This window comes from Nonomuraea rhizosphaerae (assembly GCF_019396405.1).
GTDB lineage: Bacteria > Actinomycetota > Actinomycetes > Streptosporangiales > Streptosporangiaceae > Nonomuraea > Nonomuraea rhizosphaerae.
The window spans coordinates 1-23,178 of the sequence record NZ_JAHKRL010000247.1 but is presented as its reverse complement, the minus strand read 5'-3'; the positions used below and the strand labels follow the sequence as shown (position 1 = coordinate 23,178).

Annotated in this window: 28 protein-coding genes; 10 read left to right on the top strand and 18 right to left on the bottom strand. The window is 68.9% G+C overall.

The window, feature by feature from the left end; translation table 11 throughout:
- The first annotated feature begins 513 nt into the window (after positions 1-513).
- The gene (gene pknB, locus KME77_RS12585; RefSeq protein ID WP_219466139.1) at positions 514-2,355 is read left to right on the top strand and encodes a Stk1 family PASTA domain-containing Ser/Thr kinase; all 1,842 of its coding nucleotides are present in this window, start codon (positions 514-516) and stop codon (positions 2,353-2,355) included.
- 152 nt (positions 2,356-2,507) lie between these two features.
- Here the strand turns inward: pknB and KME77_RS12580 are convergent, their stop codons facing one another.
- From KME77_RS12580 to KME77_RS12570, 3 genes are read right to left on the bottom strand one after another with little or no spacing between them, the layout of a single operon-like run.
- Positions 2,508-3,083, bottom strand: a complete 576-nt coding sequence (locus KME77_RS12580) for an anthranilate synthase component II (protein ID WP_219466137.1) — start codon at positions 3,081-3,083, stop codon at positions 2,508-2,510.
- Positions 3,080-3,238: a hypothetical protein gene (locus KME77_RS12575; RefSeq protein WP_219466135.1), complete on the bottom strand. Its 159-nt coding sequence runs from the start codon at positions 3,236-3,238 to the stop codon at positions 3,080-3,082. The genes KME77_RS12580 and KME77_RS12575 overlap by 4 nt, the downstream gene beginning before the upstream one ends.
- 2 nt (positions 3,239-3,240) lie before the next feature.
- Entirely contained in the window at positions 3,241-3,849 is a 609-nt protein-coding gene (locus tag KME77_RS12570) for a class E sortase (protein WP_219466133.1), read from the bottom strand.
- Between the two features lie 142 nt (positions 3,850-3,991).
- Between KME77_RS12570 and KME77_RS12565 the strand changes: the two genes are divergently transcribed.
- Positions 3,992-4,237: a cell division protein CrgA gene (locus KME77_RS12565; protein WP_219466132.1), complete on the top strand. Its 246-nt coding sequence runs from the start codon at positions 3,992-3,994 to the stop codon at positions 4,235-4,237.
- A gap of 175 nt (positions 4,238-4,412) precedes the next feature.
- On the opposite strand, the gene KME77_RS12560 is transcribed toward KME77_RS12565, so the two are convergent.
- Together KME77_RS12560 and KME77_RS12555 are read right to left on the bottom strand one after the other, a co-directional pair.
- A complete protein-coding gene (locus KME77_RS12560; RefSeq protein WP_219466129.1) occupies positions 4,413-5,285 on the bottom strand; it encodes a rhomboid family intramembrane serine protease in 873 nt (290 codons plus the stop codon).
- Between the two features lie 139 nt (positions 5,286-5,424).
- The gene (locus KME77_RS12555) at positions 5,425-5,961 is read right to left on the bottom strand and encodes a peptidylprolyl isomerase (protein WP_443679425.1); all 537 of its coding nucleotides are present in this window, start codon (positions 5,959-5,961) and stop codon (positions 5,425-5,427) included.
- Positions 5,962-6,215: 254 nt separating this feature from the next.
- Here KME77_RS12555 and KME77_RS12550 point away from each other — a divergent pair, with 254 nt between their 5' ends.
- Both KME77_RS12550 and KME77_RS12545 read left to right on the top strand, forming a co-directional pair.
- On the top strand, positions 6,216-6,641 hold the full coding sequence (locus KME77_RS12550) for a hypothetical protein (protein ID WP_219466123.1): 426 nt from the start codon (positions 6,216-6,218) through the stop codon (positions 6,639-6,641).
- A 173-nt stretch (positions 6,642-6,814) separates the two neighbouring features.
- A complete protein-coding gene (locus KME77_RS12545) occupies positions 6,815-7,894 on the top strand; it encodes an Rv3169 family protein (protein ID WP_219466120.1) in 1,080 nt (359 codons plus the stop codon).
- 26 nt (positions 7,895-7,920) lie between these two features.
- On the opposite strand, the gene KME77_RS12540 is transcribed toward KME77_RS12545, so the two are convergent.
- Positions 7,921-8,460: a hypothetical protein gene (locus tag KME77_RS12540; protein ID WP_219466117.1), complete on the bottom strand. Its 540-nt coding sequence runs from the start codon at positions 8,458-8,460 to the stop codon at positions 7,921-7,923.
- A 179-nt stretch (positions 8,461-8,639) separates the two neighbouring features.
- On the opposite strand from KME77_RS12540, the gene KME77_RS12535 reads away from it, so the two are divergent.
- Genes KME77_RS12535 through KME77_RS12525 form a run of 3 tightly spaced genes read left to right on the top strand, consistent with a single transcriptional unit; the run spans position 8,640 to position 11,184 of the window.
- Positions 8,640-9,311, top strand: coding sequence for a response regulator transcription factor (locus KME77_RS12535; protein WP_219466114.1), 672 nt, complete (start codon positions 8,640-8,642; stop codon positions 9,309-9,311).
- Positions 9,308-10,786: a sensor histidine kinase gene (locus KME77_RS12530; RefSeq protein WP_246609643.1), complete on the top strand. Its 1,479-nt coding sequence runs from the start codon at positions 9,308-9,310 to the stop codon at positions 10,784-10,786. Before KME77_RS12535 ends, KME77_RS12530 begins: the two co-directional genes overlap by 4 nt.
- A gap of 11 nt (positions 10,787-10,797) precedes the next feature.
- The gene (locus KME77_RS12525; RefSeq protein ID WP_219466111.1) at positions 10,798-11,184 is read left to right on the top strand and encodes a Rieske (2Fe-2S) protein; all 387 of its coding nucleotides are present in this window, start codon (positions 10,798-10,800) and stop codon (positions 11,182-11,184) included.
- On the opposite strand, the gene KME77_RS12520 is transcribed toward KME77_RS12525, so the two are convergent.
- The 8 genes from KME77_RS12520 to KME77_RS12485 all read right to left on the bottom strand — a co-directional run bounded on the left by KME77_RS12520 (position 11,171) and on the right by KME77_RS12485 (position 17,096).
- Entirely contained in the window at positions 11,171-12,133 is a 963-nt protein-coding gene (locus KME77_RS12520; protein WP_219466108.1) for a GNAT family N-acetyltransferase, read from the bottom strand. The two genes, KME77_RS12525 and KME77_RS12520, sit on opposite strands and share 14 nt — an antisense overlap.
- A gap of 10 nt (positions 12,134-12,143) precedes the next feature.
- Positions 12,144-12,542 (bottom strand): hypothetical protein, encoded by a 399-nt coding sequence (locus tag KME77_RS12515; RefSeq protein WP_219466105.1) that lies wholly within the window; start codon positions 12,540-12,542, stop codon positions 12,144-12,146.
- Positions 12,539-12,934, bottom strand: a complete 396-nt coding sequence (locus tag KME77_RS12510) for an SgcJ/EcaC family oxidoreductase (RefSeq protein WP_219466102.1) — start codon at positions 12,932-12,934, stop codon at positions 12,539-12,541. The genes KME77_RS12515 and KME77_RS12510 overlap by 4 nt, the downstream gene beginning before the upstream one ends.
- 293 nt (positions 12,935-13,227) lie before the next feature.
- Positions 13,228-14,037, bottom strand: coding sequence for an MBL fold metallo-hydrolase (locus tag KME77_RS12505; RefSeq protein WP_219466099.1), 810 nt, complete (start codon positions 14,035-14,037; stop codon positions 13,228-13,230).
- A gap of 294 nt (positions 14,038-14,331) precedes the next feature.
- The gene (locus KME77_RS12500; RefSeq protein WP_219466097.1) at positions 14,332-14,985 is read right to left on the bottom strand and encodes a response regulator; all 654 of its coding nucleotides are present in this window, start codon (positions 14,983-14,985) and stop codon (positions 14,332-14,334) included.
- Complete coding sequence (locus KME77_RS12495; RefSeq protein ID WP_219466095.1) at positions 14,973-16,256, bottom strand: sensor histidine kinase; 1,284 nt, start codon at positions 16,254-16,256, stop codon at positions 14,973-14,975. Before KME77_RS12495 ends, KME77_RS12500 begins: the two co-directional genes overlap by 13 nt.
- 223 nt (positions 16,257-16,479) lie before the next feature.
- On the bottom strand, positions 16,480-16,893 hold the full coding sequence (locus tag KME77_RS12490; RefSeq protein WP_219466090.1) for a type II toxin-antitoxin system VapC family toxin: 414 nt from the start codon (positions 16,891-16,893) through the stop codon (positions 16,480-16,482).
- 20 nt (positions 16,894-16,913) lie between these two features.
- A complete protein-coding gene (locus KME77_RS12485) occupies positions 16,914-17,096 on the bottom strand; it encodes a hypothetical protein (protein WP_219466087.1) in 183 nt (60 codons plus the stop codon).
- A 355-nt stretch (positions 17,097-17,451) separates the two neighbouring features.
- Between KME77_RS12485 and KME77_RS12480 the strand changes: the two genes are divergently transcribed.
- On the top strand, positions 17,452-18,387 hold the full coding sequence (locus KME77_RS12480; RefSeq protein ID WP_246609642.1) for a glycerophosphodiester phosphodiesterase: 936 nt from the start codon (positions 17,452-17,454) through the stop codon (positions 18,385-18,387).
- 109 nt (positions 18,388-18,496) lie between these two features.
- Here the strand turns inward: KME77_RS12480 and KME77_RS12475 are convergent, their stop codons facing one another.
- Positions 18,497-19,135, bottom strand: a complete 639-nt coding sequence (locus tag KME77_RS12475) for a response regulator (RefSeq protein WP_219466084.1) — start codon at positions 19,133-19,135, stop codon at positions 18,497-18,499.
- A gap of 4 nt (positions 19,136-19,139) precedes the next feature.
- Positions 19,140-20,273 (bottom strand): sensor histidine kinase, encoded by a 1,134-nt coding sequence (locus tag KME77_RS29270; RefSeq protein WP_219466081.1) that lies wholly within the window; start codon positions 20,271-20,273, stop codon positions 19,140-19,142.
- A gap of 162 nt (positions 20,274-20,435) precedes the next feature.
- Between KME77_RS29270 and KME77_RS12465 the strand changes: the two genes are divergently transcribed.
- Both KME77_RS12465 and KME77_RS12460 read left to right on the top strand, forming a co-directional pair.
- A complete protein-coding gene (locus KME77_RS12465; RefSeq protein WP_308250679.1) occupies positions 20,436-21,143 on the top strand; it encodes an ABC transporter ATP-binding protein in 708 nt (235 codons plus the stop codon).
- A complete protein-coding gene (locus KME77_RS12460) occupies positions 21,140-21,907 on the top strand; it encodes an ABC transporter permease (protein WP_219466079.1) in 768 nt (255 codons plus the stop codon). The genes KME77_RS12465 and KME77_RS12460 overlap by 4 nt, the downstream gene beginning before the upstream one ends.
- Here the strand turns inward: KME77_RS12460 and KME77_RS12455 are convergent, their stop codons facing one another.
- Positions 21,908-22,822 carry a DUF72 domain-containing protein gene (locus tag KME77_RS12455; protein WP_246609641.1) on the bottom strand — a complete coding sequence of 305 codons (915 nt, stop codon included), beginning with the start codon at positions 22,820-22,822 and terminating at the stop codon, positions 21,908-21,910.
- A 10-nt stretch (positions 22,823-22,832) separates the two neighbouring features.
- Positions 22,833-23,178: GNAT family N-acetyltransferase (locus KME77_RS12450; RefSeq protein WP_219466078.1), on the bottom strand; the 346-nt coding region annotated here is incomplete at its 5' end.

Sequence of the window (23,178 nt, the reverse complement as noted above, 5' to 3'; positions counted from 1 at the left end):
GGCTCCCCAGCGCCGCAAGAGCCGCGGAGCGCTCGCTCTGGTCGCCACGGCGGGCTGCGCGGCGGCCGTCGGGCTCAGCGCGCTCTCGCTCATGGACCGGCCGTCCGTGTCGGGGCCGCCCAGTGTCGCCGACCCGACGGAGTCGCTGACGCTCACTCCCGAACGCAAGCCGTCAAAAATCAAGACCCAAACCCGTCGACCCCCTGTGGTTACGGTCAAGTCGAAGAGCCCGGTACCCTCTCGGTCGGCTACGGTAAGCGTGTCGGCAACTCCGACGAAGAAGCGAACTCCGACGCCCAAGCCCACTCCGACCAGGAGCCGGACACCGACCCCGACACCCACCCCGACACCCACCACCACCCCGACAACTCCGACACCAAGCGCTTCGCCTGGCCCCGGTGACACAAACCCGCCGAAGGAGCAGACGTGATGCGCCGCGGGGTCGATGATGGACACCGGCGGCCCCCCGAGCTGGCCGGTACCCAAGATGAACGGTAAGGGACAGTGCAGGAAATGACTCAGCCTCGGCGCCTCGGCGGCCGCTACGAACTCGACGGTGTCGTCGGGCGCGGCGGCATGGCCGAGGTCTATCGCGCCCGAGACATCCGGCTGGACCGAATAGTCGCGATTAAGACGCTCCGGTCGGATCTTGCCCGCGATCACACGTTCCAAGCACGTTTCCGCCGTGAAGCCCAATCCGCGGCGTCGCTGAACCACCCTGCCGTGGTCGCGGTCTACGACACCGGCGAGGACGTCACCGACGGCGCGCCCGTGCCGTACATCGTGATGGAGTACGTCGACGGCAGGACGCTGCGCGACCTGCTGCGCGCCGACAGGCGGCTGCTGCCCGAGCGCGCCGTCGAGCTGGTGGACGGCATCCTGCGGGCCCTCGACTACAGCCATCGCGGCGGCATCGTCCACCGCGACATCAAGCCCGCCAACGTCATGATCACCCGTAACGGCGACGTCAAGGTGATGGACTTCGGCATCGCGCGGGCGATGGCCGACTCGGCCGCCACGATGACGCAGACGGCGCAGGTGATAGGGACCGCCCAGTACCTGTCGCCCGAGCAGGCGCGCGGCGAGCGGGTCGACGCCCGCAGCGACATCTACTCCACCGGCTGCGTGCTGTACGAGCTGCTGACCGGCCAGCCGCCGTTCACCGGCGACTCGCCGGTGGCGATCGCCTACCAGCACGTGCGCGAGGAGCCGATCCCGCCGTCGCAGATCGACCCCGAGATCCCGGCATGGTGCGACGCGATCGTGCTGAAGGCCATGGCCAAGGACCCGGCGCACCGCTACCAGAGCGCCGCCGAGATGCGGGCCGACATCCAGCGGGCCATGTCCGGCATGCCGGTCGACGCCCAGACGATGGCGATGACCAGCAACTACGGCGCCGGCACCCGCATGATGACGGCCGCCCAGGCCGCCCAGGGCCCGGCCACGCAGGGCACGCGCGCGGTCCCGCCGTACGAGTACGACGAGGGCGGCGGCCGCGGCGGACGACGTCGCGCCTCCAACGGCGGCAACAAGGCGCTCAAGACGGCGGCGTGGATCATCATCCCGCTGCTGATCATCGGCGCGTTCATCGGCGTCGGCTACGCGGTGCTGAGCGGCGGCGGCAGCGGCGGGGGCGAGCAGCAGATCACGATCCCCTCGCTCGCCACCCAGAACTACAAGGCCGCCCAGTCCCAGCTCACCGCGCTCGGCCTGAACTCGGAGGTCGTCCAGGAGTTCAGCACCGAGGCCGACAAGAACACGGTGATCAAGACCGACCCGGCCGAGCAGACCAAGGTGGCCAAGGGCGCCACGATCAAGCTGGTCGTCTCCAAGGGACCCGAGAAGATCAAGGTCCCCGAAGGGCTCATCGGGGTCACGCCCGCCGAGGCCAACGACATCCTCGCGGACCTGGGCCTGACGGGCTCCACCAAGACCAAGGTCTCCGGCAAGCCGCAGGGCAAGATCATCGAGACCGACCCCAAGGCCGGCCACGACATCGAGAAGGGCGGCACCGTCACCCTCTACGTGCCCAAGGCCCTGACCGCGGTGCCGGGCGTGATCGGGCTGACGCAGTCGGACGCCACCAAGATGCTCAAGGACGCGGGCTTCAAGGTGAAGGCGGTCGAGCAGCCCAGCGACCAGCCCCAGGGCACTGTCGTGCAGCAGAACCCGGGTGAGGGCACCAAGCTCAACGCCAACACGACCGTGACGATCGTGGTCTCGACCGGGCCGGAGCAGCAGCCACAGCCCACGGATCAGCCGACGATCACGGATCAGCCACAGCCCACCGACGAGCCGACGGACGAACAACCCACCGAGGACGACACGCCGATCGAGGACGACAACCTCGGGTAGCCGGCCTGACGCCTTTCGAGGGCCGTCCCCACCTGCGGGGGGCGGCCCTTTCGCGTGGCCCCTGGAAAGGCTCGCACGCAAAAGAGCGCCCCCGCCGCTCGGGGGCAACGGCGGGGACGCTCATCTGTCTGTCGTTCGGCGACGCGAGAGTGTTACACGATTCGCCGCAGCCAGTTCTCCAGCAGCCGGTGCCCGTGCTCCGACAGCACGGACTCTGGGTGGAACTGGATGCCCTCGACCGGCGCCGTACGGTGCCGCAGGCCCATGATCACCCCGTCGTCCGAGCGGGCCGTCACGTCGAGCACGTCACCGGGCACCGTCTCCGGCAGCACGGCCAGCGAGTGGTAGCGCGTCATCCGCACCGGCGAGGGCAGCCCCTCGAACACCCCCAGCCCGTCGTGCGTGACCGCGCTGGTGCGGCCATGGACGAGCTCGGGCGCCCGCGACACCGTGGCCCCGTACGCGAGGCCGATCGCCTGGTGCCCGAGGCAGACCCCGAGCAGCGGCAGCCCGCGCAGGGCCGCGTGGCGCACCAGGGGGACGCTGACGCCCGCCGCCTCGGGCGTGCCGGGGCCTGGGCTCACCAGGACGCCGTCGAAGCCGTCGGCGTCGTCCACGTGTACGTCGTCGCGCGGGCGCACGTCACAGGTCGCGCCCAGCTCGCGCAGGTATTGGACGATGGTGTGGACGAAGCTGTCGTGGTTGTCCACCACCAGAACGCGGCTCATTCTTGTACGGTCACCTCGTCGAGCGTCACCGCGGGTTCGAGGAGCGGGAACACGGCATACCAGAGTACGGCCACCGCCACGGCGACCAGCACGGTGGCCGTGAGCAGCCGGACGGCCGTGCTGCCCGGCAGTCTGCGCCAGATCCAGCCGTACACGCTCACTCCTTCCTGGGCTCGGTCCGCTTGAGCACCCCGTACACGATCAGCCGCTGGGCGGCCGAGTACTCGGGGTGGCAGGTGGACAGCGTGATGTAGGCCCGGATGGGCGAGATGTCGGGCTTGCCGGGCACGGGGGCGAGCACGTTCACCTCGTCGGGCTCGACGACGTCCTGCGAGGTCACCCGGTAGGTGTAGCGGGCCTCGGCGGCGTCGACGACGATCTCGTCGTCGCGTTCGAGCTCGTCGAGGCGGTTGAACGGGGCCGCGTACGTGGTCCGGTGCCCCGAGACGACGAAGTTTCCCACCTGTCCGGGCAGGGCGCTGCCGGGGTAGTGGCCCGGCCCCTTGCGCAGGTGCTCGGCGTCCACGCCCTCGACCACGGCGTACCGGTAGTCGTGCCCCAGCTCGGGGATGCGCAGCAGGGCCACGGCCCGGCCCAGCTCGATCCTGGCCAGCCCGGTGTCCTTGCGCGTCAGCTCCTTCTGCAGCAGCAGTTGCTGGCCGCGTGTGTACGCGCTCGTGCCCCAGAGCAGGTACGCGCAGAACAGCAGCAGGATCAGGCCCGCGGTGATGCTCGACTCCCCCACGGCCCGCAGCACGGCCCTCACGCGCCCAGCGTACGCACGCCCTCTCGCCTCATCGGGGATCGCCATGTCGTGCGCGTGGCGACTATCCTAAGCAGGCTTCAACTACGCTTAACAAAGAGCCTGTGGACGATCCGGATGCCCAGGCGCCCAGCAGGAGTTCTCAGTGCCCAAGCCCAAGACTCGCAAGAAGGCGGTCTACACCCCGCCGCAGAAGTCCCAGCAGGTCAAGGTCAGCCCTCGCTGGCTGGCTCCCACCATGGTGGTGGCCTGGATCCTCGGCATCCTGTGGATAGCCGTCTATTACGTGGCGCCCAGCGCGCCGTTCATCGGCGATCTCCACAACTGGAATCTGCTGATCGGGTTTGTTTTCATCATCTTCGGGGTGGTTCTCTCCACCCGCTGGCGGTAGTTCTTTCCACAGTCTTTTCCACACCCTGGGGAAGGCGGTTGACGCAGCGTAGCGGGCTGCCGGGGCTCCGGCGGGCCTGACCGCTGTGGATGACGGCCCGTGCGCCGCGAAGGGGCTGGGGCGGTGCCGCACCGTCACCGGCAGCCGCCTCCCCGGGTGTCACAACGGGTCGTTCTCAGCCGGTGGCGCCGCTGAGGATGACCGAGGTCCGCACCAGGACGAGCACGACGAGGATCACCAGCACGCCCACTATCGCCAGCACCTGCCACAGGGACCGGTTCTTCTGCGGCGCGTACGCCATGGCCGCCGCCAGCGCCGACCCGGTGATGAGCCCGCCGATGTGACCGGTCCAGCTGATGCCGGAGATCAGGAACGTCATCGCCAGGTTGAGCACGAGCACCACGGCGATGCCGCGCACGTCCATGTTGAGCCGGCGGCCCACCACGAACACCGCCCCGAACAGGCCGAAGATCGCGCCGGACGCGCCCACCGTAGGCGTGTTCAGGGGGTCGAACCAGTAGCCCAGCACCGATCCGCCCATCGCGCTGAGCAGCCAGAGGGCCAGGTAGCGGACGTGCCCGAAGGCCCGCTCCAGGTAGGGGCCGACGACGAAGAGGGCCCAGCCGTTGAACAGGATGTGGAAGACCCCGCTGTGGACGAACGCCGCCGTCAGCAGCCGGTAGTATTCGCCCTGGCCGACCAGCCCGTACGGCCACATGGCCAGCTCACCCGTGAGGGCGCCGCCGAACAGGTATTGGGCGCCGAAGACGAGCACGATCAGGCCCAGCAGGCCCCACGTCACGTATGGCGTGGCGATCACGCCGCCGCCGAAGGTCGACCTCGCCTGCCGTACTCCCTGGTTGCCCTCGGCCACGCAGTTGGGGCACTGGAAGCCCACGGCGGCATCACGCATGCAGTCGGGGCAGATGGGGCGGTCGCAACGCTGGCAACGCACCCACGTCTCGCGCTCAGGATGCCGGTAGCACGTCGGCACCGCCTCCGCGGGCTGCTCTGGCTGCGAAGGCGGGATGGGCGGCTGGCTGGTCATGACCTGAGCCTATGGCCTGGACGGGGCAGCCGCGCTAGCCCGCGCGGCCAGGCTCCACCGCGGGCCGGTCACTCCCGCGTGCGCCTCCCGGGACCGCACCGGGGACCGCGTGCGGCGGTCCCCGGTTTCGAGCGAGTGCTCAGCCCTGAACGCGGTCGATGGTGACCGACTCCAGGACCACCGCGTTCACCGGCCGGTCGCGCCTGTCGGTGTCCGTCTTGGCGATCGCGTCGACGACGTCCGTGCCCTCGATGACCTCGCCGAAGATGGTGTGCTTGCCGTTGAGGTGCGCCTGCGGGTTGACGGTGATGAAGAACTGCGACCCGTTGGTGCCCTTGCCGAACCGGATCCCCGCGTTGGCCATGGCCAGCAGGTAGGGGCGGTTGAAGTACAGGTCAGGGCTGATCTCGTCGTCGAACTCGTAGCCGGGGCCGCCGATGCCCTCGCCCAGCGGGTCGCCGCCCTGGATCATGAAGCCGGAGATGACCCGGTGGAAGACCGTGCCGTCGTAGTAGCGGTCGGTGCTCTTCACGCCGGTTTCCGGGTGGGTCCACTCACGGCTGCCCTCGGCGAGCTCAACGAAGTTACGCACCGTTTTGGGCGCCTTGTTGGGGAAGAGCTCTACCTTGATATTTCCGCGATTTGTCTTCAGGTTTGCGATCAGCTTCTCAGCCACGAGACCGCTGCCCCCCTCTATGCACAAGGTTGGTTTTGTGGTGTTTTGATGACTATGGCCGTATGGCCTCCAGAGCCATCCTCCCACGGCTGGCCATGATTGAGCCGCCTTGTCATGGGCAGGACGGGCTCGGGGCCCCATCGACAGGGGAGGTAATTGTGTCCCTGACACTGAAGAAACGCCGCGTGGCCATAGAAGTCCCAGCCACGTGGATGAGCCGCGTCAAGGCTCAGGCCATGAACACAGGCCGGCGCATGGCACCGGTGGCGGACCAGGCCAAGATGGCCGCCGACCAGGCCAAGATGGTCGCCGCCCAGCGCATCGAGGACGCTCGCTACTGGGCGGCGCCGAGACTCGAGGAGGCCGCGCACCGGGTCGAGGACGAACTCGCCCCCAAGGTCAGCTCCATGCTGGTCACAGCGGCCGGAAAGATCGACCCTTCGCCGCAGAAGTCGCGGCGGTGGCCGGTCGTGGTCCTGATGACGGGCCTGGCTCTGGGTGCGGTCGGTTATGTGTTCTACCGCCGTAATGCCCAGCAGTGGACCGAGCACATGAAGGACTCGGCCTCGGACGCGTCTCGCTGGGTCAGCGAGAAGTCCGACCAGGCCGTGGACTCCACGAAGAGCATGGCGTCCACGGTGTCCGACAAGACGGACGAAGCATCGCGCAAGATGTCATGACGCGCGCGACAGTGCGCCTCCCGCTGTAGGCGGGGGGCGCACTTCGCGTCTCGGGGCTCTTCCCCGGCATTTCGGAGTTCTTCCCCGGCGATCCGGGGCTCTTACCCGGCGATTCGGGACGTTCGAGCGTGCGCCCGTTGACGTTGCACCAAGCGCTTGCTACAACCAGCGACATGGCGCTGTCACCGCTCGACGACTATCCCATCCACCAGGCGGCCCAGGTCATGCGGCACGTGGCGACCTCCGACCGCAACTTCTACGACCGCTACTACTTCAACTGCCACGCCGGCACCGACGAGCTGATGCTGATCGTCGGCGCCGGCCAGTACCCCAACCTGGGCGTCACCGACGCCTTCGCCTGCGTCCGGTACAAGAACCTGCACCGCGTGGTCCGCGCCTCCCGGGAGCTGGGCGCCGACCGGATGAACACCGAGATCGGCCCGTTCCAGGTGAAGGTCATCGAAGGGCTCAAACGGCTCCAGATCATCCTGGAGCCCAACGAGCATGGCCTGTCCTTCGATCTCACCTGGCAGGGCACGATCCCGGCGACACTCGAGCCACGGCACTTCGTACGGTGGCAGGAGCGGGTCATGTTCGACTCCGTGCGCCTGGCGCAGACCGGGCTGTGGGAGGGCCACATCCAGATCGGCGACGAGCGCGTCGAGGTCACCCCGGACCGCTGGCAGGGCACCCGCGACCGTTCGTGGGGCATCCGGCCGGTCGGCGAGCCCGAGCCGCCGGGCATCCAGGCCAGGAACGCGGGCACGTTCTACTGGCTGTACACGCCCATGCGGTTCGCCGACCACGCGATCCTGTGCATCGTCCAGGAGGACGAGAAGGGCCGCCGGGTGCTGGAGGAGGCCACCAGGGTCTGGTCCGACGGGCGTGAGGAGGAGTACCTGGGCCGGCCCGAGTACCACCCCGTCTACGCCCCCGGCACGCGTGACGTCGTCGAGGCCACGATCACGTTCACGCCGCCGGGCGGCAAGCCGTTCGACGTGCGCTGCGTGCCCGTGCTCCCGGTCCACCTCATGGTCGGCACCGGGTACGGACTGGAGCCGGACTGGAAGCACGGGATGTACCAGGGAGCCGGGCCGGTCGTGCAGGGCGTGACGCACACGCTGCCCGAGGACGCGGCCCGGATGTGGGGGCTGGTGGACGCCGTGGGCCGGTTCGAGTACGACGGGCTGGTGGGTCACGGGCTGTTCGAGTACTGGGCACTCGGGCCGCACCCGTCGTTCGCGGAAAGCTGAACCCGCCGGTCACCCGGCCGGGGCGGCTACTCCGACTTGCAGGAGATCGTGTCGGCCTTGCCGAGCGCCGGGACACCGTCGGCCGACTTCACCGCGACGCCGTCCTCCACCTTCACCGCCCCGAAGGAGGGCTCGCCGCCGCCCTTGGTGGTGGCGCCGCCGGTCTCGGCGAGAGGCTTGGCGGGCGTCGCCGTGACCTCCGCGTTCTCAGGGAGAGGCTTGGCGGGCGTCGCGGTGACCTTCGCGCCCTCGGGGAGAGGCTGAGCGGGCACCGCCTCGACGACCGCGCCCTCGGGGAGCGCCTTGGTGGGCGCCAGGCCCTCGGGCGGCAGCGCGCCGTCAGGCACCTCCTCGATCTCGACGCCGCCCTCGGCGGTGCGGCGGACGAGGATGCCGGCGGGCTTGCCGGGCGTCCGGGCCGAGTCGAACGTGACGGTCTTGCCGTCGCCGGTCGTACACGTCACCTTCGTGGGGGCCGGGGTCTCGTCGGCCATCGCCGAGCCGCCGAGGCCGGTGAGCACGAGCACGCCCACCGCGCCGAGCACCGCGAGACGTCGCTTGAACATGAGATCTCCTTGCTGGAAACGACCTGAAACGCTGAAAAACAACCGGGAACCGATCGGGATCCATGGGGCCGGAATCGATCGGATGCCATGAGAGTGGCCCGCCGTACCTGAAGTGATCCTGAAGGCGCCCGAAATGATCTTCAGGTTGGCTTTAGGTGGACTGCGGCACGCTGGTCGCTGTGCGAGTGCTACTGGTGGAGGACGAGCAGCGGCTGGCCGAGCTGGTCAAGGGCGGGCTGTCCGGCGAGGGGTTCGCCGTCGACGTGGCCCACGACGGGCGCGACGGGCTGTGGATGGCCACGGAGAACACGTACGACGTGATCGTCCTGGACGTGATGCTGCCCAGGATGAACGGCTACACCGTGTGCTCGCGGCTGCGCGAGGCCGGCAACTGGACGCCGATCATGATGCTCACCGCCAAGGACGGCATCTACGACGAGGCCGAGGCCCTGGACACGGGGGCCGACGACTACCTCGCCAAGCCGTTCTCGTACGTGGTGCTGCTGGCCAGGCTGCGCGCGCTGGTGCGCAGGGGCGGGCACGAGCGGCCGGTGACGATCACCGTCGGCGACCTGGTCGTCGATCCCGCCGGGCTGCGCTGCCGCCGGGGCGAGGTGGCGATCTCGCTGACGCCGAAGGAGTTCGCGGTGCTGCACGGGCTGGCGCGGCGGGCCGGCGAGGTGGTCTCCAAGAGCGAGTTGCTGGCCCAGGCCTGGGACTTCTCCTACGACGGGGACCCGAACATCGTGGAGGTCTACATCAGCGCCCTGCGCCGCAAGATCGACCAGCCGTTCGGCCGGACGACACTGGTGACGGTGCGGGGCGCGGGCTACCGGTTGGAGGCGGCATGACCCCGCGCAACATGACCCCGCGCAGCATGATCCCGCACGGCGTGACCCTGCGTGGAATGACCCTGCGTGGCATGATCCCGCGCGGCATGACCTCGTGGCGCGGGCAGCTGGCCCCTGGGCTGGCATCCGTGCGGCTGCGGGCCACGGTGGCGGCGACGCTGGTGGTGGCCGTGGCGCTGGGGGTCGCGGCGCTCGTGCTGGTGACGGTCCTGCGCGGCAGCCTGGTCAGCGCGGCGGACGAGGAGGCGGCCAGGAAGGCCGTGGCGGCGGTGCCGTACGCGCAGACCATCGACCTGACCACAGCCGGGACCGGAACGGGGACCGGCGGTTCGTGGCGGACGACCACCGCCCTGCCGGGGGGCGAGGCCCAGCCCGGGCTGGCGCAGCGCAGCGACACCCTGGCCATCAGGACGAGCGGCACGGTGCGGCTCGTCGACTCCGACGTCATGGTCACCGCCGTGGGCGCGACCCCGACGACCGAGGGCTGGCCGGAGGGCAGCTTCGCCGTGGCCGGCATGACGGTGGCCACGTCCGCCGGCCCCGGGGTGGTCTGGGCCAGGGCCTCGCTGGCGGGCGCCGACGAGGCGTTGCGGACGCTCAACAGCGCTCTGCTGCCGGGCGTCCCGGCGTTGCTGCTGGTGGTGGCGGGCATGACGTGGATCTCGGTCGGCCGCGCGCTGAAGCCGGTCGCGGCGATCAGGGCCAAGGTGGCCGACATCACCGCCCGTGACCTGCACCAGCGGGTGCCCGTACCGCGTTCGGGGGACGAGATCGCCGACCTGGCCACCACCGTCAACGGCACGCTCGACCGGCTGGAGACGGCCGTGGAGACGCACAAGCGGTTCGTCGCGGACGCCGCGCACGAGCTGCGCAGCCCGATCGCCACGCTGCGGGCCCGCCTGGAGCTGGCCGAGCAGAGTGAGCTGACCGCCGAGGCGCTGGCCGACGTGGAGCGCCTTCAGACGCTGGCCGCCGACCTGCTCCTGCTCGCCAAGCTCGACGCGGGCGAGCCGCTGCGTACGGACGACCTGGACCTCGGCCAGGTCGCCGCGGAGGAGTCGCTGCGCGCCGGGCGGCGGCCCGAGCTGAGGATGGAGCTGGACGTCGAGCCGGACGTGGTGTTCCAGGGCTCACGCGCGCACGTGGCCCGCCTGGTGACCAACCTGGTGGACAACGCCACGCGGCACGCCGCGGAGGTCGTCCGCGTCGAGGTGCGTCAGGAGGACGGCGAGGCCGTGCTGCGGGTGCTGGACGACGGGCCGGGGATCCCGGAGGAGCAGCGGGAGGCGGTGTTCGACCGGTTCACCAGGCTCGATGAGGCGCGGGCCAGGGACGCGGGCGGGGCGGGGCTCGGGCTACCGATCGCGAGGGACATCGCGCAGTTGCACGGCGGCACACTGGTCGCCGAAGACGGCGGATTTATCGTCAAATTTCCCATGAACCACGACTGCCTCCCTATCCGTGTGGATGGTTGAAGGAGGCAACCATGCTCACACGTCGTGCATTGATCACCCGAGGTGGCGCCGCGGGCGCAGGAGCAGTTTTCCTGTGGACGGCCACCCCCGCCGAGGCGGAGGAGGAAGCCGCCGGCCCGGTGCTGAGCAGCACCAAAGGCATCCGCGTCGGCGGCGGCAAGATCGTCAAGGGCAAGTACGTGATCACTCACCCCACGAAGGGCGTCTACAAGTGCTTCAGCGCCAAGTGCACCCACCAGGGCTGCACTGTGGCGAGCGTCAGCGGGGGCAAGATCCACTGCCCCTGTCATGGCAGCCAGTTCAGCGCCACGACGGGCGCGGTCGTCCGCGGTCCGGCGAAGCGCGCTCTCGCCAAGAAGAAGATCAAGGTGGCGAAGGGCAAGATCAGGCTGGCGTGAGCATCCGCGAATAGGCCACGGACCGCTGGTAGATCGTGAAACCGGCGCGTAGATAGACGCCGGCAGCCCTGGTGGGGTTGTCGGCGTCCACGCTCAGGCCCGCCATGTCGTACCCCTGCTCCTTGAACGCGGCGAGCGCGTGCAGGACCAGGTTGCCCGCCACTCCCTTTCCGCGCCATTCGCGCAGCGTGCCGACGATGTCGATCCAGGCGAAGCGCACGCCCGTCGCGGCCGTGGACGCCTCCAGATGGTGGGTCAGCAGGATGGAGACGGCCTCGCCGCCCGCCAGCGCCACGAAGGACGCCTCCGGGCGGAAGCCACGGCTGCCGGTGACGACGTGCCGCCAGCTCTCGGCCGTGTACGGCGTGCTGCCCCAATGGTCCTCGAACGACGCGTTGCGCACCTTCCGGGCGGCATCCTCGTACCGCGGCTCGTACGTGACGAACTCGATCCCCTCGGGCGCCCGCACAGCCGGCAGCTCGGACAGACCGTGCGCCATCTGGCAGAAACGGCGCGACAAGCTGAGCCCCTTGCGCTCGAACAGGGCCGCCGCCTTCGTGTTCTCCTGCACGACGACGACCTGCAACTCCAGGCCGCTGCCGGCGAAGGCCCGTTCGTGCAGCTTCGGCGCCGTCCTCGTCGCCCAGTCGAGCACCTCGCCGCCGAGGCCCCGCCCGCGGAAGGCCGGGTGGACGCCGCCGCGCAGGAGCATCGCGTGGACGCCGTCGCGTACGTCCCGGATCGGCAGGCAGCCGTACGCGACGAGCCGCCGCCCGTCCCTGGCCGCGATCGTGCCGTCGGCCAGGTCGAGCAGCGGGTTGCGCAGGCGTTCGGCGACCTCCTCGACGGTGAGGCGCTCGCCGGTCCGGTCCTCGTCCTCGATGGCGTCGGCCAGCTCGGCGAGCGGCCCGGCGTCATGCTCGGTCAGTGGTGCCCATTCCAGGCTCATGCCGCGGAGCCTAAGTCAGGTGCACGGAACATCCCAATTGTTTGCCGAGATCGGTGATCCCGCGCTCGAAGCCGTCGCGCGTGCTGCTCCTGAAGCCCCAGAACATCCGGTTGGCCAGCGGCACGGCCCACCGGGCGATCGTGGCGACGTTGTGGACCTGGTGGACGAGCAGGGTGCCCTGGGGGTGCCGGGACAGCGACCATTCGCCGCGGTACCACCAGCCGCCCTGGAAGGCGATCGAGTCGGCGGTGACCTCCACGGTGGAGGTGTGGCCGGGGAAGTCCTCGACGGTGAACGTCCCCTCGCCCCGCACACTGTCCGGGACCATGGCCTTGATCAGCGCCTCGCGCACGCGGTCCGGCGGCGCCTCGATCACGCCCCTCACCTCCGCCAGCGGCGACCGGGTCATGGCCTGCTCACCCGGGTGTTCTGGAAGGAGGCGAAACGCCAGCCATCGGGCGTGCTGACCGCGGTGAAGGTGACGATCGAGTCGCGGCCCGGGTCGGCCTTCCCGTCGACCGTCGAGCCGCCGCCCGAGATGACCAGCGCGACGCCGTCACCCAGCCGTTTCACCGTCGGCTCGCCGGCTCCCCCGGTCAGTTTGATCGGGGTCCTGAACAGGTCGCGGTGCGCGATCTCGATCGCCTCCCTGCCCTGGAGGTGCAGGCCGAAGAAGGTGATGTAGTCGGCATCCTCGGTGAACAGGGCGGCGTAGGCGGCGGCGTCGCCTTCGTTCCAGGTTCTGCTCAGGTCGGCGAGCAGGCTCTTGATCTGGGTGTCGGGGGTGGCGTCGGTGGACATGGCACGGCTCCTCTTCGTCGCGGCGCCTATCCTGAGACGTGCGAGTCCTGGGCAGGGCAGGCGCCTTGGTTCGGGGTTTCCGGCCGTCGGGGTGTTGGCGCACCTCGGCGGCCGCTTCTGTGGCGACGATGGTGTGTGGTGGCTTCTGGCGTCGCGCTATGTTGCTGTCTCCTATAGTGCAGTTTGCACTATAGGAGGGCCGTGCGCGCTGTGTCCAGGACGCTGTTCCGGCGGCCTGCCTTCCCCGGCGCTGGATCGGGAGTCGCCCTGAAACGAACCGCCCCTGCTGCCCGCTACGCCGTCGGCAGGCTGTCGAGCTGCAGGAACGCGCGCTCGATGGCCTGCCGCGCGACATCCTCCGGGTACGGGAACCGGGCGATGAGGTCACGCAGCCCCTCGACATGCGCCCGCGCGGCCAGCTCGGCCACGGTGACCAGCTCGGCCTGCTGCGCGACGGCGAAGGCGCGATCGACCACCGCTCCGTGCCCGGGCACGATCACCTGCTCGGGCATCTCGGTGAGCATCGCGGCGACCGTGTTCGGCCAGTCGAGCGGGTACGAGTCGCTGAACGCCGGCGGCGCCCCCTCCTCCACCAGGTCCCCCGCGAACACCACTCCCGCGTCCGGCACCTGCGCGACGACGTCGTTGCTGCTGTGGCCGAGCCCGAAATGACGCAGATGAACGAGCCGCCCACCGATGTCCAGCGTGGCCGTCGTCGTGAACGTGTGGTCGGGCGCGACCAGCTCGACCTCCTCCAGTTCCTCACGCCGATCCCCCGGCAGGGAGGCGATCACGTCCGCCCGCTGCTGCTCGCCGTACAGCTCGATCTCCTCGGCGCACCTGGCGTGCCCCCAGATCTCGCCCGGCAGGAACATCGCGTTCCCGAAGTAGTGGTCGAAATGGGAGTGCGTGTTGAGGACCGTCCATGGGCTGCCGGTGATCCGCCTGATCGCCTGGATCAGGTCGGCGGCCTCACGATGCGACGTACGCGTGTCGAGCACCAGGCAGTGGCCGTCGCCGACGACCAGGCCGACGTTCATGTCGAACGACTTGTGACGCCGTACGTAGACGCGGTCGCCGATCTCTCGCCACTGCTCGCTCATCGCTCGATCCTGAATCTCAAGTCGGGACGGTTCCGGACGACCACGGCCGGCCAGGCGTAGCTGCTGCTTCTGCTTCCGCTTGAGGCCGGACCGCCGCGTTCCTGCTGCCTCGCCGGGCGCGCGGGGCCTGCCCCGGCGCGCCGAGGGGCTCGACGGCGCGCGGCTCTGCGCGGCGCACGGCAATCATCGATGGGAACTCTACCTACGATCAGTACAGGGCATGCGGCTTTCATACCGTGATCGACACCGAGGCGGAGGGCGCCGGCGCGGCCGGCCCCGCTTCGTCCTCCCCGATCACCCTCGAAGGTAGGCCAGCACGGCCAGCACCCGGCGGTGGTTGTCGGCCGCGGGCGGCAGATCGAGCTTGGTGAAGATCCCCGCGATGTGCTTGGCCACCGCCGCCTCCGTGACGAACAGCTCACGCGCCACCGAGGCGTTCGACCGCCCTTCGGCGATCAGCGCCAGCACCTCCTGCTCCCTCGGGGTGAGCCGCTGGAGCGGGTCGCGCCGGCGCTTCAACAGCTGGCGTACCACCTCGGGGTCGACCACCGTGCCACCGGCCGCGACCCGATCGAGCGCGTCCACGAACTCCCGCACGTCCCCGATCCGATCCTTGAGCAGGTAACCGACACCCGCCCCACCGCCCTCTCCGGCGCCCGAGTCCAGCAGCTCGGCCGCGTACGTCTGCTCCACGTACTGGCTGAGCACCAGCACGGCCAGCCCCGGATCCTTCCCGCGCAGCTCCAGCGCGGCCCGCAACCCCTCATCCGCGAACCCCGGCGGCATCCGCACATCGGTCACCACGACATCAGGCCGATGCTCGGTCACGGCCTCGACCAGCGCGGAGGCGTCCCCCACGGAGGCGACCACGGTGTGACCGAAGCGTTCGAGCAGGCTGACCAGGCCCTCGCGGAGCAGTACGGCGTCCTCGGCGATCACCACGCGCACGGAATCTCCACTCGTAGCAGGGTCGGTCCGCCCACCGGACTGGACAAGCTGAGCCTCCCACCGACAACGGCAACCCGATCGGCCAGCCCCGTCAGCCCCGTACCGCCGCCGGGATCGGCGCCCCCGCACCCGTCGTCCCGCACCTCGACGACCAGGGCATCTCGGTCCATCCGGGCGGTGACGGTGGCGGCGGTGGCTTGAGCGTGCTTGGCCGTGTTGGCCAGCGCCTCGGTGATCACGTAGTAGGCGGTGTTCTCGACGGGCGCGGGCAACCGTACCCGCGACCGCCCGGAGTCGTGCCCCCGCAACCGCTCAGCCCCGCCCTCCACCGGGGACCTCGGGCCCCACCCGGACGAGCCTTCCGTCCCGCCGCTCCCACCCGCGAATTCCTCACCCAGATCGATCTCCACACCGACCGGCACCGGCGAACGCCCCGCGAGATCACGAACAGCCGCCCCCAACCCCCGGTCGGTCAGCACCTGCGGATGTACGCCCCTGATCAGCTCCCGCAACTCGGCCAGCGCCTGCTTCGCCTCACCGTGCGCCCGCTCGACCAGCCTGCCCACGGGATCGTCGTCCGCCAGATCCAGCCTGGCCAGCCCGAGCGTCATCGACAGAGCGACAAGCCGCTGCTGAGCGCCGTCGTGCAGGTCCCGCTCGATCCTGCGCCGCTCGGCCTCGAACGCGTCCACCAGCCGGGCCCGCGACCTGAGCACCTCGTTCAACTCCGGCGGAGCCAGCATCGCCCGCACCATGACACCCCGGGCCCCTGCCCACGCGGTCACCGTGTACGCGGCAACGGGCACCAGCGACACCCCCGCCCCCACCGCGACCCACACGAGCCCCCCGGCGCTCTCAGGCTGCACAACAGGAGACAACATCAGCAGGACGGGCCCGCCCACGGTGACCCCGACCATCACCAGATCGATCCACCACAACCCGAACACCGTGACGACCGTCAGCACTGCCTCCCGTCGCCGCCGATCCGACATATCCGGCAACGGCACCGCGTCCACCAACCGCAGCCGCCCCCGCTCGAACCGCCCCGCCAAAGGCGCCGCCAGCACCAACACCCCGATCGCGGCCACCACCCCCAGCGGCACGGCATCAACGGCCAGCCCGACCTGCAGAGCACCCATCCCCGCGGCGACCACCACAAGCCCGGGAACCGCGCTGGCGAGCAAATACACCAGACAACGCCACGGCCAAGCCGACCGTAAGAACGGCAGCGGCCGCTGCACCAGCGCCTCCAGGGCGGTCCTCGTCAGCATGAAATCGACGGTATCGGCTGGTGGGAGGCTCAAGCAGTAGTGCAGGGTCTACCTCTGAACGCCCACGTCCGAGAGGCGAGGCGACCTCGTACCGACCGGGCACAGCAGGGCGATCCACCGTCCCACCGCACTCAACCGGAAAGCCGGACAGCTCAGCCGGCCCGCCGTTCCCACTGGCGCACTGACTGCCCAGCCCGGCTTCCGTACCAGCAGCAGCCCGAGATCAGATCTCGGGCAGGAGCGTGAAGGCCTCGACATGACGGGGCCGTACAAGCGTGAAGTGCTGACGATCGAGAGTGGCGATCTCGGTCACCCCCAAGCGCTCGGTCACCGCGATCAGCGATGCGTCGACCGCCCCCAGCGGAATGCTGGCATGGGCCTCGACCAGATCACTCATCCGGTCGAGATCAGGCTGAATGATGTCGATGAGCACCAGTCCAGACTGAAAACTGCGCAGAAAGGCCGCCAAAGCCTTGCCACCCTGTCGCGTCTCGATCAGCTGGCAGACCTCAGCCACTACTGTCGCCGGAACGAGCAGCAAACCGGGATGAGTCTGCAAAAAACTGGCGCATGTCTCGTGATGGTTGTCCTGGCGGTTGACTGCCGCTATCAACGGGCCCGAATCAATGACTATCACGAATAACGATTGTCCCCTGCCTACAAGATCCCTTCAGAGCGTTCGGCGAAATCGGGACTGGCTTCCAGGGTTCCGATGAAGGGCAGGTCGCGAGCCACGGGCTCGTCGCCGAGCTCACTCTGGACGAGTCGGAGCAAAGGCCCCAGTTTTTCCTCGGACAGGCGGTCGACCAGGTGGTGCAGTTGTTCGCGCATTCCACTCATAACCAGAGTGTAGCGCGAGAGAAAAGCCAGCCAAATTATCCGCCTAGCTCACATTTTAGGAGATATATGTCCCGATCCAGCAAGAACTCAGCGCCCCTTACGTAGTCAAATATCCGTTTCGGGGCACATGTCGCCCAATGTGAGTTCGCACCCATGTACCAGGTGCGGCAAGCCGCCGAGCAACACGAACGAACGCCCGGCACCTCGGTCATCGGACATCTGGCCAGATAGCCGGGCGACACGCTGGCGCAATGCTCATCTGGTAGGCATCAGCCGGTTACTCTCTTATCAACTCGGCGTCACACATAGTTGTCAAGTTCGGGTTACAGGCAGAATTCCAGCCCGAGGGGACTTTATGCTCCACCGACTCGGTGCCATCGTCGCCACGTCACTCACGACTGTCGCCACCGTCCCGACCACGACCGCAGCCGCCGCGACGCCAGTCGGCCTGCCGATGGCGATGACCACGACAAAGGCAGCCGCACAAAGCATCACGTTCACCACGGCCTCGGCGGGAGCCGCGGCTGCGGCCAGGCCCCGGTCCTCTGTGACCTCGGTCGCGCACCGCGGCGCCTCCGCCTACGCGCCCGAGAACACGATCGCCGCCTTCCGGTTGGCCGACAAACAACGAGCCGACATGTTCGAGCTCGACGTCCAGGAGACCAAGGACCACAAACTGGTCCTGATGCATGACCCCACGCTCAACCGCACCACCAACGTCGAACAGGTCTTTCCCACCCGTTCGCCCTGGCGGATCAAGGACTTCACGTACGCGGAGATCCGCCGGCTCGACGCCGGCTCCTGGTTCGCCGCCAAGTATCGGGGCCAGCGCGTTCCCACCCTCAGAGGAGCTCTGAGGGCGATGGACAGCAGTGGCATGGGCCTCCTCCTGGAGATCAAGAAGCCGGAGCTCTACCGGGGCATCGAGGGGCGCGTCGCCGACGAGCTCAACCGGAACCCCTCATGGCTCATTCCAGGCCGAGTGGTCGTGCAGTCCTTCAACTGGGGCTCGATGCGCAAATTTCATCACAAGATGTCCCACGTCCCCATCGGCTTGATCGGGACACCACGCATCGCGCAACTCCCGAAGCTCTCCTCCTTCGCCGACCAGGTCACGCCACCGCACCGTGGCCTCGTCCCGCGGTACATCCGCCGCGTCCACAGCCTGGGGATGACGGTTCTCGCCTGGACCGTCAACGACGCCGCCTCGATGCGCCGCCTGATCTCCGCCGGAGTGGACGGCATCATCACCAACAAACCAGACGTCCTCGCTCGCATCACCGACAGCTGACCCACACCCGACAGACCGAGTACCACGCCGATCCGGATCGCCGCCGGCCTCGCACCGAGCGAGGTCGGCTTCGCTTGTCCTGCTGCGGGTTTCCCCCTGAAACCGCAGGTCACAGGAGGCCGGCGTCGCGGACCTTCATGGCGAGGATGACTCGGTTGTCCGTTTCCAGCTTGGCGAAGATGCGGGTGATGTTCGCCTTGACGGTGGCGACGCTCATGAAGAGGTGTTCGGCGATCTCGGCGTTCGTGCTGCCCTTGGCCACCTCGATGGCGACCTCGCGCTCGCGTTCGGTGAGCGTGGCGAGTTCGCGCCGCGCCTGGGGCTCGTGCTTGGCGGTGGCGGCGGCGATCACCTGGTGGGCGACGGTCGGGGACAGGACGGGCTCGCCCCTGGCCACGGCGCGGACCGCTTCGATCATCTTCGGTGGCGGGGTGTCCTTCAGGAGGAAGCCGCCGGCGCCGAGTTGCAGGGCGCGCAGGACCATGTCGTCGGCGTCGAAGGTGGTGAGGACGAGGACACGCGGCGGGTCCGGTTGTGCCAGGAGCAGTTCGGTGGTGGTCAGGCCGTCCTGGACCGGCATGCGGATGTCCATCAGCACGACGTCGGGGTTCAGGTCGCGGATCACGTCCATGGCCTGCCGGCCGTCGCCGGCCTCGCCGACGAGGTCCAGGTCGGTTTCGCCGCCGAGGATGAGGCGCAGGCCGGTGCGTACCATCGGGTCGTCGTCGACGATCACCAGGCGGGTCACGATGTCAGGCCTCCCACGGCAGCCGGGCTTCGAGAACAAAGCGCCCGTCCTGGATGGTGTGCGCGATCGTGCCGCCCGCCGTCCGCGTGCGTTCGGCCAGGCCGATCAGGCCGAGCCTGCCGCCGGGCCCCGTGGTCGTACCCGATGCGGGGTTGCTGACGCGGACGCGGAGTCCGTCACCTGGGCCACCGGTGAGTTCGGCGGTGACGCGGCTGCCGGGGGCGTGCTTGCGGGCGTTCGTCAGAGCCTCCTGGATGATTCTGTACGCGTGTCGGCCGGTTTGTGCCGGCAGCCGTTCCCGGTCGTTGATGGTGTCGTGCACGTCGACCTTCTGGCCCGCGGCGCGTACCTCGTCGAAGAGGGCGTCAAGGTGAGCGAGGTTCGGCTGGGGGGCTTCGAGGGCGCCGTTCTGCTGGGGGGTTCGGAGGGTGTTGAGCACGGAGCGCAGGTCGTTCATGGACTGGTGAGCGTTCTCCTGGATCGCGAGCGCGGTCGAGCGCGTCTCCTCGGGGGTGAGGTTCGTCCGGTACGCCAGGCCGCCGGCGAGCATCGACAGCAGGGAGATGCGGTGCGCCAGCACGTCGTGCATCTCCTGGGCGATCTTCACGCGTTCGGCGAGCTTGGCCTGCTCGACGCGCTGCGTCTGTTCACGTTCGGCGGCCAGGGCGGCGTCGCGCTGAAAGGCTCTCACGTCGCGGCGGCCGCGCAGGTAGAGGGCCAGGACGGTCAGTGCGCCGAGGATGAGGGTGTGGATCCCTATGGTGACGAAGGTCGCCTGCTGGATGCCGTACAAGCTGGCGCGGATCAGGAGGCACAGCCAGTACAGGGTCGCGAACCCGGCGATCTGGCGCCGGCGGCGTTCCATGCTCAGCAGGACGTACGCGACCTGCGCCGGGCCGACCGCCACCTCGGAGACCGCGGTCAGCAGCGTGGTGATCGCCGTGACCGATCGCGGGCCGCGGTGGCGCCAGTGCAGCAGGGCGAGTCCGATCAGGCCGCCCGCCGTGTCGAGCAGCGCCCAGGTGAGCCGGTCGTGCTGGCCTGTGACGATGACGACCCAGGTCAGGCCGGAGAACAGCATCGACGGGACGGCGCACGCGTACACCAGGAGCGCGTTCTTCGTACGGTCGTCGAGCACACGTCAGAGCTTAGGCAATGGTGAGGGGCGGCTTTAGCGACCTGGGTCTATGGCGGGTGGCCGGAGGTCTGTCACGAGGGTGGCGGAGGTCGCCTTCGAGGGTGGGCCGGTTTGGACCTGGGCTTGATGAAGGCGGCCCCGTGCTCTGGTGAGGTGATTCTCGTGATCGAATTTCGCCACGTCAGCAAGACGTACAAAGACACGAAGGCGCTCGACGACGTGTCCTTCACCGTGGAGCCCGGAAGCGTCACCGGGTTTCTGGGCCCCAATGGCGCCGGAAAGTCGACGGCCATGCGCATTCTGGTCGGGCTTTCCCGGGCCACCACCGGCACGGCCACCGTCTTCGGCCGGCCGTACATGTCGCTGGATTGTCCGGGGGCGCATGTCGGGACGCTGCTCGACGCCACCGCTCAGCATTCCGGGCGGAGCGGGCGGGAGGTTCTGACGCTAGGGGCGATGACGCTCGGGTTGCCGAGGTCTCGGGTGGATGAGGTTCAGGAGATGGTGGGGCTGACGAGGAAGGAGAGTGCGCGGACCGTCGGCCGGTATTCGCTGGGGATGAAGCAGCGGCTCGGGATCGGCCACGCGCTGCTGGGCAGTCCGCGGGTGCTCGTTCTGGACGAGCCGGTCAACGGGCTGGATCCGCAGGGGATCCGGTGGATGCGCGAATTGTTGCGCGGGCTCGCCGACGCCGGGTGTTCGGTGTTGCTCAGCTCGCATCTTCTGCACGAGGTGGAGCAGATCGCCGATCACGTCGTGATGATCGGGCAGGGACGGATTCTCGCCCAGGGAAGTGTCACGGGGTTCGAGCGCGGGCTTGAGCAGGCCTTTTTCGAGCTGACCGCGGCCACGGATCGGGGGGCGGCATGAGCGTCATGGAAGAGAAGGACGTCATGTCCGGCGGGTCGTCCATTCCCTTCGGCCGGTTGCTGGCCGTTGAGGCTCGCAAGCTGCTGGACACTCGCGGAAGCAAGATCATGATTCTGATACTGGTCGTGCTGGTGATCGCCGCCATCGTCGGTCGCGGGTTCTTCTCCGGGCCGGAGTTTCACCGGCTGGTCGGCACGGCGGGGATCGGCTACGGGACGCTGCTGCCCGCCCTCGGAATTCTCACGGTGACCAGCGAATGGAGTCAGCGGACGGCATTGACCACGTTCACGCTCGAACCCCGGCGGTGGCGGGTGCTGGCCGCGAAGTGCGTGCCGCCTCTGGTGGTGGCGGTGGTGGCTTCCGGGTTCGCCGTTCTGGTCGCGGCGTCGGCGACGGCTGTGGTGGCCGGTGTTCAGGGCGTCGGGGCCGACTGGGAGGTGGAGCCTTCGGCGCTGCTGGGATGGGCCGGAGGCAATGTTCTGCTCATGGGGGTGGGGCTGGCTCTGGGGATGCTGTTCCTCAACGCGCCGGCCGCGATCGTGGTCTTTCTGTCGGCGCCGATGCTGGCGAACATCGTTCATGGGCTCGGCAGTGCCGGCAAGGAGCTGGTCGAATGGATCGACCTGAACACCGCCGCCGGCGTTCTGGCGAGTGGTGAGCTGAGCGGAGGCGACGCCGCCAGGCTGGCGGTCACCGCCGTTCTCTGGATCGCTGTTCCCATGGCGATCGGAGTGGCGCGGGTCGTCCGCAGGGAGGTGAGCTGATCAGAAAAGGGTCGGCTGCTCGGTGGGCAGCGGCTCGGGCAGCGGATCGATCTCCGGCATTCGCGCTCTTACCTCGTCGTGGAAACGCCGGGCGAGCATCAGGGCGTCGGCATTGTCGGGCGTGTGGATGAACATGGTGGGCGAGCGGCCTTCACGCAGCCATTCCGTGACGACGCCCACCCATTCCTGCCAGCCCTCGACCGTGCGCTCTATTGAGTCCCTGCCGAGGTAGCGGACGATCGGGCGGTCGGTTAGAGCTGTGGAACGGCGCGGCACCCGGGGCTTTTTGGTCCACGCGTCCCGTTCGGCGTCGCTGGTCGGCGGGCTCCGGAAAAGCGTGACGGTGTCGAAGGGAACCCATTCGGCGTTCGCGCGGGCGAGGACCTCTTCGAGCTGCCGCACGGATCGCGCGTCGTCGAAGAACGCGCGGTGCCGGACCTCGACGGCGTATCTGTGCTCGGCCGGAAGGCTGTGCAGGAAAGCGGCGAGAGCGCCGAGGTCCGTCGGGCCGAACGAACCCGGCAACTGGATCCAGAAAGCGTGGGCCCGCGCTCCCAGGGGCTCCATCGTCTCCAGGAATGACCGGAGGTCGTCGTCCGCGTTGATGAGACGTCGTTCGTGCGTGATGGTCTTCGGCAGCTTGACCACGAAGCGGAAGCCGGGGTCGAGTTGCCGCGCCCACGTCTCCACCGTGTTTCTCGCCGGGGTCGCGTAGAACGTCGTGTTGCCCTCTACCGCGTTGCACCAGGTCGAATAGGCGTGCAGGCGTTCGGCCGGAGGCAGGGGGTGGGGCAGAAAGCGCCCCTGCCAAGGCGTGTGCGTCCACATCGCGCATCCCACATGAAGCCGCATACCGCTGACGCTAGCAGTGGAAGCGGGATGGAAATCGCCGGTAGGTCGCTTGCGGGTGGTCAAGGGGAGAGGTTCAGGAATTCGTGAAGGCGTTGACCGCGTCCGGCGTCCAGACGTACTCGATCATGGGCAGGTCGAACCCCGCGGGAAGGCGTTCCACGAACGTCCGGGCCGGGACGCCTCCGCACCGCTGGTAGAAGGCGATGGCCGGAGCGTTCCCACGGATCACCTCCAGATAGACGGTCGCGCCGGGATGCTCCGTCGCCGCCCAGGTGAAGGCTCGGCGCATGAGCTGGCGTCCGACGCCGGAGCGTTTGCGGGCGGGGAGGACGTGCAGGTTGTCGAGCAGTATCCGGCGGCCGGGCCGCCGGAGGAGGTAGACGAAGCCTTGGAGGGTGGCCTCCTCCTCGGCGAGCAGC